Annotated in this window: 12 protein-coding genes, 1 tRNA gene, 2 pseudogenes and 1 riboswitch; of the genes and pseudogenes, 4 read left to right on the top strand and 11 right to left on the bottom strand. The window is 62.2% G+C overall.

What is annotated here, in order from left to right:
• Positions 1 to 6 precede the first annotated feature (6 nt).
• Positions 7 to 1,197, bottom strand: a complete 1,191-nt coding sequence (locus AC0V7N_RS35325) for an O-succinylhomoserine sulfhydrylase (RefSeq protein ID WP_475453527.1) — start codon at positions 1,195 to 1,197, stop codon at positions 7 to 9.
• Between the two features lie 55 nt (positions 1,198 to 1,252).
• A riboswitch (SAM riboswitch) is annotated at positions 1,253 to 1,330 on the bottom strand.
• Positions 1,331 to 1,408: 78 nt separating this feature from the next.
• On the opposite strand from AC0V7N_RS35325, the gene AC0V7N_RS35320 reads away from it, so the two are divergent.
• Together AC0V7N_RS35320 and AC0V7N_RS35315 are read left to right on the top strand one after the other, a co-directional pair.
• The gene (locus AC0V7N_RS35320) at positions 1,409 to 2,503 is read left to right on the top strand and encodes a 2'-deoxycytidine 5'-triphosphate deaminase (protein ID WP_475453525.1); all 1,095 of its coding nucleotides are present in this window, start codon (positions 1,409 to 1,411) and stop codon (positions 2,501 to 2,503) included.
• A gap of 66 nt (positions 2,504 to 2,569) precedes the next feature.
• On the top strand, positions 2,570 to 2,773 hold the full coding sequence (locus AC0V7N_RS35315; RefSeq protein ID WP_496627629.1) for a hypothetical protein: 204 nt from the start codon (positions 2,570 to 2,572) through the stop codon (positions 2,771 to 2,773).
• Between the two features lie 234 nt (positions 2,774 to 3,007).
• Here the strand turns inward: AC0V7N_RS35315 and araD1 are convergent, their stop codons facing one another.
• From araD1 to chvE, 4 genes and pseudogenes are all read right to left on the bottom strand, one after another.
• Positions 3,008 to 4,000 (bottom strand): AraD1 family protein, encoded by a 993-nt coding sequence (araD1, locus tag AC0V7N_RS35310; protein WP_475453521.1) that lies wholly within the window; start codon positions 3,998 to 4,000, stop codon positions 3,008 to 3,010.
• A 287-nt stretch (positions 4,001 to 4,287) separates the two neighbouring features.
• Positions 4,288 to 5,574, bottom strand: a complete 1,287-nt coding sequence (gene mmsB, locus AC0V7N_RS35305; RefSeq protein ID WP_475453520.1) for a multiple monosaccharide ABC transporter permease — start codon at positions 5,572 to 5,574, stop codon at positions 4,288 to 4,290.
• On the bottom strand, positions 5,571 to 7,103 hold the full coding sequence (mmsA, locus tag AC0V7N_RS35300; RefSeq protein WP_475460666.1) for a multiple monosaccharide ABC transporter ATP-binding protein: 1,533 nt from the start codon (positions 7,101 to 7,103) through the stop codon (positions 5,571 to 5,573). Before mmsA ends, mmsB begins: the two co-directional genes overlap by 4 nt.
• Positions 7,104 to 7,200: 97 nt before the next feature.
• Positions 7,201 to 8,270, bottom strand: a pseudogene (gene chvE, locus AC0V7N_RS35295) (multiple monosaccharide ABC transporter substrate-binding protein).
• A gap of 314 nt (positions 8,271 to 8,584) precedes the next feature.
• Between chvE and AC0V7N_RS35290 the strand changes: the two are divergent.
• On the top strand, positions 8,585 to 9,574 hold the full coding sequence (locus AC0V7N_RS35290) for a LysR family transcriptional regulator (protein ID WP_475453516.1): 990 nt from the start codon (positions 8,585 to 8,587) through the stop codon (positions 9,572 to 9,574).
• A gap of 85 nt (positions 9,575 to 9,659) precedes the next feature.
• Here the strand turns inward: AC0V7N_RS35290 and AC0V7N_RS35285 are convergent, their stop codons facing one another.
• Positions 9,660 to 9,914, bottom strand: a complete 255-nt coding sequence (locus AC0V7N_RS35285; RefSeq protein WP_475453515.1) for a hypothetical protein — start codon at positions 9,912 to 9,914, stop codon at positions 9,660 to 9,662.
• 402 nt (positions 9,915 to 10,316) lie between these two features.
• Between AC0V7N_RS35285 and AC0V7N_RS35280 the strand changes: the two genes are divergently transcribed.
• Positions 10,317 to 11,078, top strand: a complete 762-nt coding sequence (locus tag AC0V7N_RS35280; protein WP_475453513.1) for a Stf0 family sulfotransferase — start codon at positions 10,317 to 10,319, stop codon at positions 11,076 to 11,078.
• A gap of 125 nt (positions 11,079 to 11,203) precedes the next feature.
• On the opposite strand, the gene AC0V7N_RS35275 is transcribed toward AC0V7N_RS35280, so the two are convergent.
• The 5 genes and pseudogenes from AC0V7N_RS35275 to AC0V7N_RS35255 all read right to left on the bottom strand — a co-directional run bounded on the left by AC0V7N_RS35275 (position 11,204) and on the right by AC0V7N_RS35255 (position 16,466).
• Positions 11,204 to 11,277 (bottom strand) — tRNA-Gly (locus AC0V7N_RS35275).
• Positions 11,278 to 11,374: 97 nt separating this feature from the next.
• Entirely contained in the window at positions 11,375 to 13,261 is a 1,887-nt protein-coding gene (locus tag AC0V7N_RS35270; protein WP_475453511.1) for an acyltransferase family protein, read from the bottom strand.
• 205 nt (positions 13,262 to 13,466) lie between these two features.
• Positions 13,467 to 14,956, bottom strand: a pseudogene (locus AC0V7N_RS35265) (hypothetical protein).
• Positions 14,953 to 15,408 carry a GtrA family protein gene (locus tag AC0V7N_RS35260; RefSeq protein ID WP_475453508.1) on the bottom strand — a complete coding sequence of 152 codons (456 nt, stop codon included), beginning with the start codon at positions 15,406 to 15,408 and terminating at the stop codon, positions 14,953 to 14,955. The pseudogene AC0V7N_RS35265 and the gene AC0V7N_RS35260 overlap by 4 nt, the downstream one beginning before the upstream one ends.
• A 32-nt stretch (positions 15,409 to 15,440) precedes the next feature.
• Entirely contained in the window at positions 15,441 to 16,466 is a 1,026-nt protein-coding gene (locus AC0V7N_RS35255) for a glycosyltransferase family 2 protein (protein WP_475453506.1), read from the bottom strand.
• Positions 16,467 to 16,481: the final 15 nt, after the last annotated feature.

Below are 16,481 nucleotides of genomic sequence, written 5' to 3'. Positions count from 1 at the left end.
CTGGTTCTATTTCGCGGCCTTCAGCGCCTGTGCGATATCCTCCAGAAGATCGTCGGTGTCCTCCAGACCGACCGACAGCCTGAGCGTGCCAGGCCCGATGCCGAGTTCGGCGCGGGCCTCGTCGCTCAAATTCTTGTGCGTCGTCGTCGCCGGATGGGTGATCAGGCTCTTGGCATCGCCGAGATTGTTCGAGATAAGCACGATGTCGAGCGCGTTCTGCAAGGCGAAGGCCGCCTGCTTGCCGCCCTTGACGTCGAGGCAGATCAGCGTCGAACCACCCGACATCTGCTTCTTGACGATATCGGCCTGCGGGTGGTCGGCGCGGCCGGGATAGATGACGCGGGCGATCTGCGGCTGCTCGGCGAGGAAGTCGGCGATCTTGCCGGCGCTTTCCGTCTGCTGGCGCACGCGCAGCGGCAGCGTTTCCAGGCCCTTCAGCAATGTCCAGGCGTTGAATGGCGACAGGCTGGGGCCGGTGTGGCGGAAATAGTCGTGCAAATTCTCGTCGATCCACTTCTTGTCGGACAGGATGACGCCGCCGAGACAGCGGCCCTGGCCATCGATGTGCTTGGTCGCCGAATAGACGACGATATGCGCGCCAAGCTGCAAAGGCTTCTGCTGCAGAGGCGTGGCGAAGACATTGTCGACGACAAGCCGCGCGCCGATCGAGTTGGCCAGCGAGGCGACGGCGGCGATGTCGACCACTTCCAGCGTCGGGTTGGTCGGGCTTTCCAGGAAGAACAGCTTGGTGTTGGGCCTCACCGCCTTTTCCCAGTTGGCGATGTCGGTGCCGTCGACCAGCGTCGCCTCGATGCCGTAGCGGGGCGCCAGCGTCTCGACCACCCAGCGGCAGGAGCCGAACAGCGCGCGCGCCGCCACGATATGGTCACCGGCCTTGACGCTGCACAGCATGGCCGCCGTCACCGCGGCCATGCCGGATGCCGTGGCGCGCGCGTCCTCGGCGCCTTCGAGCGCGCACATGCGCTTTTCGAACATGTCGACGGTCGGATTGGCGTAGCGCGAATAGATGAAGCCGGGCTCCTCGCCCTTGAAACGGGCTTCCGCGGCCTGTGCCGTTTCGTAGACGTAGCCCTGGGTCAGGTACATCGCTTCGGAGGTCTCGCCGAATTGGGAACGCAGGGTTCCGCCATGCACGAGGGCTGTCTGAGGCTTCCAGTTGCGCTTCTTGCTGCTCATTGCTTTGTTCCAGACACAAAAAAACCGGCCGCGAAAGTCGCAACCGGTCCATACGGCCTCGCGGCCAACGGTCCTTTAGCGACTTGTTTAACGTGGCTGCAAGCCGACCGGCCAAATCACCACGGGATAACGACCCTTTAGACCCGCGCCGCGCTTGCGTCAATTGCCGGCTTCATTAAGAGGTTTGTACCAGCGACTAAGGAGCGTAGCCTTGCGGCAGACAGGCATTCTTCCCGATCAGGACATTTCGGCGCTGTTCCAGTCCGGTGCGCTGAAGTCGGCGCGCGCGCTCGATACCGACCAGATCCAGCCGGCAAGCCTGGATCTGAGGCTCGGCGACAAGGCCTGGCGGGTGCGGGCCTCCTTCCTGCCCGGCCCCAACCACAAGGTTTCGGAAAAGCTCGATCGGCTGAAGCTGCACGAGATCAATCTTGCCGAAGGCGCGGTGCTGGAAACCGGCTGCGTCTACATCGTGCCGCTGCTCGAAAGCCTGGCATTGCCGGCCGAGATTTCGGCCTCCGCCAATCCGAAGAGCTCGACCGGACGGCTCGACATCTTCACCCGCGTCATGACCGATCGCGGCCACGAGTTCGACAAGATCGCCGCCGGCTACAACGGTCCGCTCTACCTGGAAGTCAGCCCGCGCACCTTCCCGATCGTCGTGCGCACCGGCTCGCGCCTGTCGCAGATACGCTTCCGCACCGGCAACGCGCTGCTGTCAGAGGCGGAGTTGCATGACCTGCACCGCGCCGAGATGCTGGTCGCCACCGAGCCGCCGAATATTTCGGGCGGCGGCATCGCGCTGTCGATCGACCTCAATGGCGACAGTGACGGGCTGGTCGGCTATCGCGGCAAGCATCACACCGGCCTCGTCGATGTCGACAAGCGTGCGGCACAAGAGGTCGTCGATTTCTGGGAACCGATCCACAAGAGCGGCGCCGGCGAGCTGGTGCTCGATCCCGACGAATTCTACATCCTCGTCAGCCAGGAAGCGGTGCATGTGCCGCCGCTCTATGCGGCCGAGATGACGCCCTTCGATCCGCTGGTCGGCGAGTTCCGCGTCCACTATGCCGGGTTTTTCGATCCGGGCTTCGGCCATTCGGCGTCCGGCGGCACCGGCAGCCGAGCGGTGCTCGAAGTGCGCAGCCACGAAGTGCCGTTCATCCTCGACCATGGCCAGATCGTCGGCCGGCTGGTCTACGAGCATATGCTGAAGCGGCCGCAGGCGCTCTACGGCACCGATCTCGGCTCCAATTACCAGGCCCAGGGTCTTAAGCTCTCCAAGCATTTCCGCGCCGCGCGCTGAGGCCGCTATCCGGATGTTCCCGCGATCAGTCGCGAAAGAAGATTCTCTCGCGGCGCCAAGGCAGCCATGGAACTCACCGATAAAGAGGAGTTCGCGTACGGTCAGGCGCTTCCTGCCCCAAAATCCTTTGGTTTGTTTCTCGTCGTCGAGCGACGCGCTTGTGCGGGACTTCACGGGGAACAATTGCTTGTCGAGGCATCCGAGAACATAGGCTTTAGCGGAGTCGATGCCGCAGGCCTTGGCATTCCCGTCGAGTTTGTCGGCGCGTAGCGCGGAAGTCATGCGATCCGCATTGCTCATCAGAAAGTTCACTTGCGTCTTCGAGTAACCGGCGGCCAGAAGCCGGCTCGTCATTGCCGATCGGGCGTCATGATAGGATTTCGGACTGCAGCGCTCCGCGCCGTAGGCCATCAAGGAGGAACAGGCAAAGGCAAGCGCCAAGCCAGTGAACACGATACTAAGCCGTATCCGGTTCATTTCCTTCCCCCGAATTCTAGCCCTTTGTCACAGCGCCTTGACCGCCACCTTTACCGGTTGCTCAATCTCGAGCGGATTGCGCAGCGGCAGGCCGAAATCCCCGGCCTCGATCTCGAACACATCGCCGGCCTCGGTCTTGACGCCGTCGGCAAACGACAGTGTCGCCGTACCGAACATATGCACGTGCACGTCGCCCGGCTGGCGGAACGCCGAATATTTGAAGTGATGATGTTCGAGATTGGCGATGGTGTGCGACATGTTCGCTTCGCCCGACAGGAACGGCTTTTCCCACAGCGTGTTGCCGTCACGCACGATGCGCGACGTGCCGCGGATGTCGGGAGGCAGGTCGCCGATCAGGATCTCCGGTCCGAACGAGGCATTGCGCAGCTTGGAATGGGCGAGGAAGAGATAATTCACGCGCTCGGTCACATGGTCGGAAAATTCGTTCGACAGCGTGAAGCCGACACGGAAGGGGGCGCCGTCATCGCCGATGACATAGATGCCGGCGACCTCGGGTTCCTCGCCGGCGTCCTTGGCGAAGGCCGGTGACAGGAGTGCGGCACCCGGCGCCACGGCCATCGTGCCGTTGCCCTTGTAGAACCATTCCGGCTGTACGCCGACCTGGCCTTTGGCGGGTTTGCCGCCTTCCAGGCCCATGCGGAACATCTTCATGGAATCGGTGAGTTGCTCCTCGCCATCGGCGCTGAGCTTCTTGTGCATGGAATCGCGCGTCGCCGCCGAGCCGAGATGCGTCAGCCCGGTGCCTGTGAGATGCAGATGCGCCGGATCGGGATGGTTGATCGGCGACAACAGCCGCCCCTTCTTGTAGGCGGCGTCGAGATCGACCGTCTCGCCAAGTCCCTTGCGCTCGATCAGCGCGATGAGGCCGACGCCGGTGCGGGCAGCCTCCATCGCCAGCGAGTAGACGCTGCGGGCGCCATTGATGATCCGGGTCTTGCCGCCGCTGCGGGCAACGACACGGATGGTCTCTGCGTCGTCGAGAATCTGCGAGATCAGCATGATCAATCCTCTCTCATGTGTCTTGGCCTGGTTGCCTCTTGGCAAACCCCAACCTGCGCGGCTCGGACCTCGCCGCGCCACGGGTGAAATTCTTCGTCCGGATTGCGCTCGCGGGCTTGATCCCCGGGGGGACTTCTTGATGCCGACTATTTGCCGGCAGCATCGCGATCTAGACCCGTATGCCTTCCTCGTTGCCTCGCCGGAGCGGTTCGACCCGCTCCAAGTATTTTGTTTCTACGCAATTCTTGTGGGAAAACCGCGATGCACTTTTCCTGGAATTGCTCCTGTCAGGCCTTGTTCTTGTTGTAGACGTCGAAGATGACGGCGCCGAGCAGAACCAGGCCTTTGACCACCTGCTGCCAGTCGACATTGACGCCCATGATCGACATGCCGTTGTTCATCACGCCCATGATGAAGCCGCCGACCACCGCGCCGATGACCTGGCCGACGCCGCCCATCGCCGAGGCGCCGCCGATGAAGACGGCAGCGATGACATCGAGCTCCGAGCCCAGGCCCGCCGCCGGCACGGCCTGGCCGAGACGAGCCGCGATGATCAGGCCGCCGAGCGCCGACAGCACGCCCATGTTGACGAACACCATCAACGTCAGCCGCTCGGTGTTGATGCCCGACAGCTGTGCCGCCTTGGGATTGCCGCCCATCGCGTAGATGCGGCGGCCGATGGTCATGCGCTTGGTGACGAAGACGAACAGTGAGATCAGCACGCCCATAACGAGCAGCACCACCGGCAGGCCCCGGTAGCTGGCGAACTCATAGACCAGGAACAGCGCCAGCGCGCTGGCGACCAGCGTCTTGACGATGAACAGCGGGAAGGGCTCGGCCTCATAGCCGTGGCGTTCGCGCTTGCGTCGCGTCCTCACTCCGAAATAGGCATAGGCCACCACGGCGATCAGGCCGAGCACGATCGTGGTCATGTGCAGCGTCAGGCCGCTGCCCATGATGGTCTTGCCGGCCGCATTCACCGTCGGCGGGATCAGTGTCAGCGGGCCGATCACGTCAGGGATGAAGCCGGAGCTGAGCATTTTGAAGTCGTCGGGAAGCGGACCGACCGAGGAGCCGCCGCCCAGCAGCGCCTGACAGATGCCGCGGAAGATCAGCATGCCGGCCAGCGTGACGATGAAGCTCGGTATTCGGTGATAGGCGATCCAATAGCCTTGTGCCGCGCCGATCAGGCCACCCACGACCAGGCAGACGATCGAAACCACCAGCGGATTGCTGAGCGGTCCGAGCTGCCAGATGACCATCATGTTCGCCGCCAGCGCGCCGATGAAACCGGCGACCGATCCGACGCTGAGATCGATATAGCCGGAAACGATGACCAGCAGCATGCCCAGCGCCATCACGATGATGAAGGAGTTCTGCTGCACCAGATTGCTGAGGTTCACCGGCTTGAACAGCGTTCCCGACGTGGTGAACTGGAAGAACAGCATGATGACGATCAGCGCGATGATCAGACCGTATTCGCGCAGGTTCGTTGTCAGCGCCGAGACGGCGATGCGTGGACGCTGCTCTTCGGCGACATTGCCCTGCGGGGCGGGGGCGCTCTCGGTGCTCATGCTGCTTTTCCTTCTCCCCGAACGATGGCGCGCATTATTTTTTCCTGGCTTGCGTCCGCCGCCGGCATTTCGCCGACGATGCGGCCTTCGTTCATGACGTAGATGCGGTCGGTGATGCCGAGCAATTCCGGCATTTCCGACGAGATGACCACGATCGCCTTACCCTCCGAGGCAAGACGCGCGATGATCGTGTAGATTTCGTACTTGGCGCCGACATCGATGCCGCGCGTCGGCTCGTCGAGGATCAGCACGTCCGGGTCGGCGAACAGCCACTTCGACAGCACCACCTTCTGCTGGTTGCCGCCGGAAAGATTGCCGGTCAACTGATAGACGCTGGAAGCGCGGATATTGGTCCTCTTGCGATAGTCGTTGGCAACGGCAAGCTCGCGCATGTCGTCGATGACACTGTGGCGCGAGACGCCGCCGAGATTGGCGAGCGTGATGTTGTGCTTGATATGGTCGATGAGGTTGAGGCCGTAGGTCTTGCGATCCTCGGTCACGTAGGCGATGCCGTGTTGGACCGCCTTGCTCACCGAGGAGACATCGACGGGCTTGCCCTTGAGCAGCACCTCGCCGGTGATGCGGCGGCCGTAGGAGCGGCCAAACAGGCTCATGGCGAATTCGGTGCGTCCGGCGCCCATCAGCCCGGCAATGCCGACCACCTCGCCCTTGCGCACATTGATGTCGATGCCTTTGATCACCTGCCGCTCGGCGTGGATCGGGTGATGGACCGACCAGTTCTTCACCTCGAACACGACCTCGCCGATGTGAGGCTCGCGCGGCGGATAGCGGTCGTCCAGTGAGCGGCCGACCATCGAGGTGATGATGCGGTCTTCCGAGATGTCCTTCTTGGCCAGCGTCTCGATGGTGCGCCCGTCACGAATGACGGTGACCTTGTCGGCGACCCGGTTGATCTCGTTGAGCTTGTGCGAGATCAGGATCGAGGTCATGCCTTGGCGCTTGAATTCGAGCAGCAGGTCGAGCAGCGCCTGGCTGTCCTTTTCGCTGAGCGACGCCGTCGGCTCGTCGAGGATCAGCAGCTTGACTTCCTTGCTGAGCGCCTTGGCGATCTCGACCAGCTGCTGCTTGCCGACGCCGATATTGGTGATCAGCGTCTTGGGGTCTTCCTTGAGGCCCACCTTTTTCAACAGCGCGCTGGTGCGCTGCTCGTTGGCGTCCCAGTCGATGACGCCGTATTTGGCGTGCTCGTTGCCGAGGAAGATATTTTCGGCGATCGACAGCATCGGCACCAGCGCAAGTTCCTGGTGGATGATGACAATGCCCTTGTGTTCGCTGTCCTGGATGCCTTTGAACTGGCACTCCTGGCCCTGAAAAATGATCTGGCCGTCATAGGTGCCGGAGGGATAGACGCCCGACAGCACCTTCATCAGCGTCGATTTGCCGGCGCCGTTCTCGCCGACCACGGCGTGGATCTCGCCTTCCTCGACGCTGAGGTTGACGTTCGACAGCGCCTTCACGCCGGGGAACGTCTTGGTGATGTCGCGCATCTCCAAAATCGTCGTCATCAGGGCAAGCTCCTCCGAGGCCGGCAGAAACAATACCGGGGTCGCTCGTGAACGGAAAGGGGCCCTGCATTGCGCAGGACCCCTGTCTTTGTAACCGAGATTACTTCAGGTCTTCGGCCTTGATGTAGCCGGAGTCGACGACCAGCTTCTGGTAGTTCGACTTGTCGACCTCGTGCGGCGTCAGCAGGATCGAGGGAACGACCTTGACGTCGTTGTTGTAGGTCTTGGTGTCGAGGCCGTCGGGCTTGCCGCCCGACAGCACCTTGTCAACCAGACCGACGGTAGCCTTGGCCAGGTCGCGGGTGTCCTTGAACACGGTCGAGTACTGCTCGCCCGTGATGATCAGCTTGACCGAGGCGGTCTCGGCGTCCTGGCCGGTCACGATCGGCCAGGGCTGAGCGGCCGTGCCGTAGCCAACGGCGCGCAGCGAGGCGGTGATACCACGCGACAGGCCGTCATAGGGCGACAGAACGCCGTCGACGCGGCTGCCGTCCGAGTAGTTGGCGGAGAGCAGGTTGTCCATGCGGGCCTGGGCGGTTGCCGCCAGCCAGCGCAGCGTGCCGACCTTGTCCATGCCCATCTGGCCGGACTTGATCTTGATCGAGCCGTCGTCGATCAGCGGCTGCAGGACGGAGATCGCACCATTGTAGAAGAAGAAGGCGTTGTTGTCGTCGGGCGAGCCGCCGAACAGTTCGACGTTCCACGGCTTGGTGTTCGGGAAGCGCTCCTTGAGGCCCTTGACCAGCGAATTCGCCTGGATCACGCCGACGCCGAAATTGTCGAAGGTGGTGTAGTAGTCGACATTGGCGGTCTTCTTGATCAGGCGGTCATAGGCGACGACGACGACGCCGGCGTCAGCGGCCTTCTGCAGCGCATCCGAGAGCGTGGTGCCGTCGATCGAGGCGATGATCAGCGCCTTCGGCCCTTGGTGATTTCGTTTTCCAGCTGGCTGAGCTGGTTGGGGATGTCGTCCTGCGCATACTGCAGGTCAACGGTGTAGCCGAGAGCCTCGAGCTGGGACTTGACGGCATCGCCGTCGTTGATCCAGCGCTGCGAAGTCTTGGTCGGCATCAGCACGCCGACAAGACCCTTGTCGGCTGCGTGCGCCGAATAGGTCATGGCAGCGATGCCAAGCGCCGCGACTGCGGCCAGTGTCTTGATGATTTTCACATAACTCTCCCTGGTTGATGGACGCGGCACCCCGGGGGTCGCGGGCCGCGCAATCGTGCAGAAGCGCCAAGGCACTGCTGCCGTCATATCGATCTCCGGTATCCTCCCATGGCCCCGAGGCGCTGATTTCAATCGATACGATTTTTTGTCGTCGGCGACCGTCACGTCTCGAAGCGCCGTAAAGTTGCGACCCTTTTGCCATAACTGTCAAATGCGATCTTTGATGGTTGCTATACCGCAAGTGGTATATGTTATGAGCCGTGGCGACTTGCTGGCAAATGCCAGAGGGTCGCGAGCTGAGGCGGGGAAAAACCATGGCGGCGTTACGGAATCCGACTGGGGTTTCAAATGGTTACGATGAGACTCCGGGCGATGGCGAAACCCTGCTGCGCAGTGGTCTCAGCCTGCGTCACATGCGCATGATCGTCGCGCTCGACGACCACGGCCGGGTGAGCGCGGCGGCGCAGGTCATGAACATTTCGCAGCCGGCGGCATCGCGCATGATCGCCGAGATGGAGGCGGTGCTCGAGGTCAAGCTGTGCGAGCGGCTGCCGCGCGGCATCACGCTGACGCCCTACGGCAAGGCGCTGGCCAGGCGTGCACGCTCGATCCTGCTGGAGATGCGCGAGGTCGACCGCGAGATTTCCGAGCTCAAGGCAGGCAAGGGCGGTTCCGTGTTTCTCGGCGCCGTGACGGCGCCGGCGATCGAGCTGGCGGTGCCGGCGATTCGCGAAATCCGCCGCATCTATCCGCGCATCGAGATCACCATGCAGGTCGAGACCTCCAATGTGCTGGCGCGCGAACTGATCGCCACACGCCATGATTTCATCATTGCGCGCATCCCCGACGACCTCAATCCGCGGCTGTTCGAATCACGTGTGATCGGCGTCGAGAAGGCCTGCCTGATCGTGCGCCGTGGCCACCCGCTCACCAGGGGCCGTGTGGTGCGGCTGGAAGACACCGCAGCCTATGACTGGGTCTTCCAGTCGGGTGGCTCCCCCCTGCGCCAGGCGATGGAGAGCAATTTCCTCAACCGCAACATCGCGCTGCCGGACCGCATCCTCAACACCTCTTCGCTGCTGCTCACGTTGGTCATGGTCGCGCAATCCGACGCCATCGCGCCGGTTTCGGTGCAGGTGGCGAAATTCATCCAGAATCCCGACGGGCTCGCCGGCGCCATCGATGTCGTCCAGACAGAATTCGACATCGAGGTCAGGCCCTACAGCCTGATCACGGTCAGGAACCGCGCGCTGTCGCCGGCCGCCAAGATGCTGCACGATTTCATCCTGCGCGAAGTGGGGTGATGGAACAAGAAGTGCAGTCGCGCGTTCAGGCCAATCGGCATGCTCGCTGGAGCCCGTTTTGGGCGAGGGAACGAGGTACCGATGGTCAACAACTCGGGAGGTTTTGATGGAACGTCGGTTGTTTCTCACTGGACTGCTGGGCGTTGCGGGGGCCGTGGCGTTTGCTGGAGTTGTCGGACCCGGCCGCGCGGTTGCCGGTATTCCCCAAGGCAACGGAATTCTGGATCAACTGGACAAGCCGGATGCGGCTGTCTTCGAAGGCGATGACGCGGTCGAAGTGGAGCAGGTCTCCCATCGTCGCTGGCATCACGGCCATCATGGCCACTGGCGTCGTCGCCATGGCGGACGGCGCCGCGGCTGGAGACGAGTTTGCCGCAGCTACTGGCGCCATGGGCGCCGCCATGTCCGTTGCTGGCGCGAGCGCGTATGGCTCGGCGTCTGGCTGTGACGGACCATTGACGAAAGGCCGGCCACCGCAGCGTGGCCGGTGTCGTCTCTGCACAGATGCGCAGGGTCCAAGGCTTGCGTGTTGCAATCGGTGCGCGGCTTGGCACCGATCACCCAACCGTGACGGAATCGTCCGTGCCGCTTGGCCTAAGATTGAATTGACCGAATCATATTAGACCTTACTAATTCAATTGCCGTCAGATAGAGGTGTGACCGTGCCGAGCGGCCAGCAAGGAGCAGAACCATATCCCGTAACACCGGTTGCACGTCTACAGACCAGGAGCAATCGGCACGCATGAAAGGCGTGGCGATACTGACCGAAGCCCGCAGTGGCTCCGAATGGCTTGGCAGCCTGGCAAACAGCACCGGAATATTGGGTCAATCGGCAGAATGGCTCGATACGGACACGCTGGGGTCCAAGCCGAAATCCTTGAACGAACTCCTGTCCGCGGTGATCGATCGTGGCGGGACCGTAAATGGCAGGTTCGCTGTAAAGCTGTTTCCACGGCACCTTCACTGGTCGCAGGCGAAATATGGAGCTGACTTCCTCGCGGAATGCGTCCGGCGCCACGACATGGGTCTGGTCCTGCTGGAGCGGCGGGACCGTCTTCGCCAGGCGATCTCCTATTGCCGGGCAAAGACGTCGGGCCGTTGGCGAAGCACGATGGACGGCGCGGATCTGGTTCCGCAATACGACTTCGCCGGTATCTGCCAGGCCTATTTCCTGATCGAGCAGAGCTATGCCTTCTGGGAGGCCTACTTGCGTCTGGCCGACCTGCCCTACGACCATTTCTTCTATGAAGATCTGCTGGACGACCCCCAACCTTACGTCGCATCGGTTGCCCGGCAGTTGTCGGTTGAAATGCCCAGCGGGAAGCTTGCGACGAATTTGCGGTTACAGCGAGACAGCCGCACCGAAGAGTGGGCCGAGCGGTTTCGGAACGACGCCAGGTCCGGGGATCTGCTGGCGCATCTCCCCAAGAAGGTGGCGCCGCGAAACATCAGCAACCTCGCCCGGTTCCTCCTCAAGAAGCAGATGCGCGTTGGCCAGGCTTAGCTTCGCTGCATCGGCAGGATTCGGCTCAGTGAGGCCGTAAAGAGAACATGGGCTGTAAAAGCCGCCTGTAAAACTGTCAGTTTCAGGCGGGCTCTAAATCAGGCGCAGTCCCTTGCGGCATATGCTGGAGCGGGTAGCGGGAATCGAACCCGCGCGTTCAGCTTGGGAAGCTGACAGGCTACCATTACATCATACCCGCGCGCGCCCTCGTTACCATGAGGTTCGGCCTTCGGGCAATCGCAAAGCGATCCCTGAACAGACGCTTTCGCGGTTCCCCCAGCGCTGGTCCGCGATTTCTATTTCGCCTTCGCGACTTTGTTGCTGGCGGCAAAGCTTGGCCAGTATTTCGAGATGGCGAGCGTCGCGCCTGCTGACGAGAAATGACCGTAGTCGAAGTAGAGAAATTGCCGGGTGCCAGCGTCGGCGTAGGAACAGCCGGCCGTGTCGCAGAGATAGGCCAGCGGGTCGATGAAGGTGGCCCCTTTGGTAAACGGCAGCACCTGCTTGTTGATGTCCGGATCCATGGCCATTGGCCAGGATGTGTTGGCGACATGATCCCGTCTCGCGAAGAAGGCGATTTTCTGGACGTCGGCGATGAATTCCGGAGACTGGCCGATGACATAGACCTTGATGCCCATGTCACGCAGCCGGTCGATCGTCTTCTGCAGGCCCTCAAAACCCCTGGCCTGGTAGTCGGTCCATCGGCCGCTCAGGATCACGGCCTGGATGTTGGCTTCGCGGATGATCGACAGCGCCCGTTCGTTGAAGCGGGTGCAGGCCGGCCGGGCGTAGGAAAAGTAGCTCAGGTTGGGTGGGCAGCCGGCATAGGTGTACTGGATGACATTGGCCTGGATCTTCTCAGCGTTGGCCTCCAGCCCCGACACATAGTGCGCGGCGAAGGAGTCGCCCCACAGCAGCACGTTGGTGGCAAAGCCATGCGTACGGGTGCAGTCGGCGAGGTTCCAGTCCTCGATCCGGTTCGCGCCCTCGTTGAAACAGACGCCGTTGCGCCAGTCACCCACCACGACCCGTTCCGTCGAGAAGTCCGGGAACCGTTGCGGAAAACCCTTGCCCAGCACACCGGCCACGCCGCCGACGCACAGCAGGACGATCGCCGTCGCCGAGAAGGCGAATATGGGCAGCGGGGCGGTGAAGGCCCCTTTCCGGCGGAAGGGTTGCTCGACATATTTCCACGAGAATGTTGCCAGCGCGACGCTCGCCACCGTCATCGCCATGATCGTCGGCACACCGATGGCTTTCAGCGAGAGATAGTGGACGAACGAATTGATCGGCCAGTGAACGAGATAGAGCGAATAGGAGATGAGCCCCACCCAGACCAGCGGAGTGAACTGAAGCACGCGCGTCGCAACAGGCACCGGTCTGTCGGCATGCGCCTGGCCCGCATAGATGAGCAGCGCCGTTCCGATGCAGGGGAACAGGGCATTGTAGCCCGGAAACGGGTCGCTCTCCGAAATCGTCAGAAAGCCGAAGGCGATCAGACCAAAACCGGCGAGGCCGATCAGTTCCGTCAGCGGACGGCTGGCCAGCGCCGGCGGTTTTTTCAGCATCAGAATGGCGCCCAGCGCCAGTTCCCAGATGCGCGTCGGCAGGAGGTAGAAGCCGGCGGTCGGCGCCAGCGTGGTTGCCATGACCGCCAGGGCAAAACTGCCGATGGCGATCGGCAGCAATATCGTCAGCCAGCGCTTCGAGGCGTACCGGTAGATCAGATACACCAGGATCGGCGCGAAAATATAATACTGCTCCTCGACCGAAAGCGACCATGTGTGCAGCAGTGGCCGCAGTTCCGCGTCGATGGAGAAATAGTTGGTCGTCTTCCAGAAATAGATGTTCGACCAGAAGGTCGAGGCCGCGATCACGCTGAGGCTGTATTCGTGGAGGTCCGACGGCAGGAGAATGAACCAGGCGGCGATGCTGGCCAGCAGGATGACGAAGGTCAGCGCCGGCAGGATGCGCCGCGCACGGCGCCAGTAGAAGCGGCCGATCGAGAACTGGCCGCGCTCGAGATCGTCGAGCAGGCTGCCGCTGATCAGATAGCCCGATATGACGAAAAAGATGTCAACGCCCGTGAAGCCGCCGGGAATGGCGGACACGCCGAAATGGAAGAGCACGACGGGCAGCACCGCAACGGCCCGCAGGCCATCGATATCGCGTCTGTAATTCATTCGGCCGGTCCGTACGCCGTGGCCCGTGGCAGTCGTGCGGCGGAACCTGACATGCTGCTCATACGGCGATCCCCGTCGTAGTCGTGGCTCGTGGGGCTCACGGACTGTGCTCTGCAGCAGAAGTTTGCTGCACTGCAACATGCATGTCAAGGCAGATACCGCCCTTTGAAAGCTGGCGAAGCCGGTTTCACAGGAGCGCGGTAGATCAGGCGCCGGGCAGGTAGATCACGGCGTCGTCGTCGGCATAGGCCCGCTTCCAGCCCAACTCCGTGAAGAAGGGGATGCGGGTGTCGTCGGCCGTCAGGAGTGCCCAGCCTATGGCGTATTTCTTCAACAGGGCCTCGAGCAACGGTTTCCCGTCGCTGTGCCCCGTCGCCTCGTCGGTTTTCGTGAACCCGCCCAGGAACAACTGGTCGGTCCTGCCGTCGATATAGGTCTTGATGCCGTGGAAGATCAGCGTGCCGCCGAAATTGTAGGAATTCAGCACGTTGCCCGTGAGGTGGTGATCCCTGGCGAATGCGAGGGCGCCGCTGGCCGATGTCTTTGGGCTCGGCGCCACCTGATAGGCATTGCCGAGGACCAAGACCGAGCCGAACAACAAGACAGCCATCGCGCCGCAGATCGCGTAGAACCGGCTGGCGAAGAGTTTTTCCAGCCCGTCACGCTTTTCCGCCAGCCAGGTCGTGGTTGAGAGCGAAGGATATTGCAGTGCGACCTCGACCGCGATCACCAAGGGTATCAACAGGAAGGGCAGATATACAAATCGCAGATGGGCGAGATAGACATGCAAGGCGAAGACGATGAACAACGCCTTGGCCCAGCCGATCCGCAGCCTCGATACCAAAAGCCCGAAAAGCGCCAGCAGCATCGCCGCTTCCTGGAAGAGCTGCTCCTGGGCATTGAACGGTCGCCATTCCAGGATGAGCGGCACCGCCTCGTTGCCATAGGCCACGGTGAACGTCGCCAGGATGGCTTTCACGCCATAGGGATGCAGCAAGCTGACCAGCGGGCAGAGCAGGCCGAAAGCGACCCATTTTGCCAGCAGGACGGGTTTCGACAGGCCCGAGCGCGCCAACAGAGCGAGCCCGGCAAAGGCGGCGATGACGAAGCTCAGGGTGAACGTGGCATGCAGGTTGGCCCACAAGACGACAAGCACGAGCAGCCACAGGGGTGGGGCCTTCTCTTCTTGCGCGGCACGAACAGCATTGCCGTCCAGACGACGATGATCGGCAAGGTGAAAACGTGGGGGCGCGCCGTATAGATCGGGGCGACCAGGAAAGCCGCGGCGAAGGCCAGCGCTATCGCCAGTATAGGCTTCAGCCATGCGCTGAGGAACCATCCCATCAGGAAGACGGTCAGGCCGACCATGGCGATGATCAGGGTGACGACGCCATTCCAGCCGCCCGCACGGTAGGCAAGGGCCAGAAAGACCTGCCCCAGCCATTCCTTGGCGATCCAGGGTTGGCCGGCGAAAGTATAGGAATAGGGATCGACGGCCGGAAACGTCCGGTTTTCCAGGAAGTCCAGCCCGACCTTCACTTGCCACCAATTGTCGGGATCCTGCAGGATCGCACCGGCAAAGGCGGTGAGCACGAAGGCCACGATGCAGGCGCCGAGAAGGCAGAATATCAGCCTGATGCGTTGCGCGTCCCCGAGCGACGGCGTCGCCGTCGCGATTGCAGCGGCCTGGTTCATGTCGCAGCTCCGGGCCATTTTGCGTTCGTTGCGGCCACGGGATCATCCGCGCCGCCGACAAAGACGAACCGGGCCGAGCCAAGATAGAAGATGATCGAGTAAAGGCAGTTTCCCGCCAGATGGACGAACGGGTTCTCGATGAAGCCGGCAGACATGGCGGTGATCACGACGCCCAGATTGGCGCCATAGGCGACGACGAAGGTGATCGCGTATCGAGTGACCGCACCGGGGCGAAAGCCGCCGGCACGTCCGAATGTCCATTGGCGATTGAGAAAGAAGCCGAGCGTGAGGCCCGCGGCATAGCCTGCCGCATTGGAAAGGATATCGCCGAGGCCCAACGCCAGCCCGGCCAGGATCAGCGTATATCCAAGCGCCGTGTTGAGAAGCCCGACGGCGCCGAAGCGCAGCAGCCGCGAGACATCAGACGGAAGAGCCGACCGCATCCTGCCCATGCCGTTCCCGTTGCATCTGGTCGACCTTCGCCTCAGCCACGCGCGGCTCTTTTCGCCATCTCCTGCAGGCGATGGACGGGCAGGTTGCTGTCCTTGGCCGACCGGTCGCGCGCAACGATTTCGTTGACGAAGTAGAGCGGCCGCCGCTTCGTCTCCATGTACATGCGGCCGAGATACTCGCCGAAGATGCCGAGCACCAGAAGCTGGACACTGCCCATGATCAGCATGATCGCGGCAAGGCTCGTCCAGCCGGGCACCACGTTGCCCCTGGACCACTCGAACAGCGTATAGCCGAGCACGACCAGTCCGAGCAGACCGAACATCATCCCCAGCAGCGAGGCAAACCGCAACGGCACGATCGAAAAGCTGGTCATCGCGTCGACCGCCAGAAGAACCATCTTCTTCAACGGGTAGTGAGTGGTGCCGGCAAAGCGCCGGTGCCTTTCATAGGGGAAGGCGACCTGTCTGAGTCCGATCCAGCTCACCATGCCGCGAATGAACCTGTAGCGTTCGGGCATCGCGTTCAGATGATCGAGCGCACGGCGGCTCATCAGTCGGAAGTCTCCGGAGTCCGGTGCGATCTCGACATCGACCATCCGGCCGAGCAAGCGGTAGAATATCGAGGCGGAAGCTCGCTTGAACCAGCTTTCGCCGTCGCGCTTCACCCTCTGGCCGTAGACGACGTCGAAGCCTTCGTCCATCTTCGCCATCATCGCGCTGAGCAGCTCGGGCGGATCCTGGAGGTCGGCGTCGAGAATGAGAATGCGCTCGCCGCGGCAGAACTCCAGCCCCGCGCTAAGCGCGATCTGGTGGCCGTAATTGCGGGCGAGGTCGATGGCGACGACATGATCGTCCTTTTCGGCCAATTCGAAGATAGCCTCGCGGGTGCCGTCGGTCGCTCCGTCGATGACAAGCACGATCTCGTAGGAAGGGCTTTGCTCGAGGCAGACGGCGCTGACGCGTCGGTGAAGCTCGGCCACGCCGTCGCGCTCATTGTAGCATGGCACCACGACCGACAGGGCGATTGCGCGGTGCGCGCCGATTTTTCCCGTTCCCACCAAAGCCTGGCTCCC

The organism is Mesorhizobium kamtschaticum (assembly GCF_056174585.1).
This window is presented reverse-complemented; position numbering and strand designations above follow the sequence as displayed.